2 rRNA genes are annotated in these 512 nt (G+C 47.1%); both read left to right on the top strand.

Annotated elements, in window-relative coordinates:
- Window positions 1-143: ribosomal RNA gene (locus ACWJJ4_RS19875) — 16S ribosomal RNA — on the top strand; the annotation flags it as partial.
- A gap of 233 nt (window positions 144-376) precedes the next feature.
- Window positions 377-512, top strand: a 23S ribosomal RNA gene (locus ACWJJ4_RS19870); the annotation flags it as partial.

Raw genomic sequence — 512 nt, 5'->3', positions numbered from 1 at the left:
GCCCGTCACACCACGAGAGTTTGTAACACCCGAAGTCGGTGAGGTAACCTTTATGGAGCCAGCCGCCGAAGGTGGGACAGATGATTGGGGTGAAGTCGTAACAAGGTAGCCGTATCGGAAGGTGCGGCTGGATCACCTCCTTTCTAAGGATTTTAACGGAATATAAGACCTTGGGTCTTATAAACAGAACGTTCCCTGTCTTGTTTAGTTTTGAAGGATCATTCCTTCAAAACATAGGAACACCTGCTAAATGCGCCACTTCCTGTGGCAACGCATCTGTTAGCATGTCCTATGCGTTGTTCTTTGAAAACTAGATAACAGAAGTAATTCACATTCAATTAGTAATGCAAGATATCACGTAGTGATTCTTTTTAACGGTTAAGTTAGAAAGGGCGCACGGTGGATGCCTTGGCACTAGGAGCCGATGAAGGACGGGACGAACACCGATATGCTTCGGGGAGCTGTAAGCAAGCTTTGATCCGGAGATTTCCGAATGGGGAAACCCACCACTC

The organism is Bacillus sp. JK62 (genome assembly GCF_053663455.1).
The sequence above is the reverse complement of the archived record's forward strand: the minus strand, read 5'-3'. Positions and strand labels throughout refer to the sequence as shown.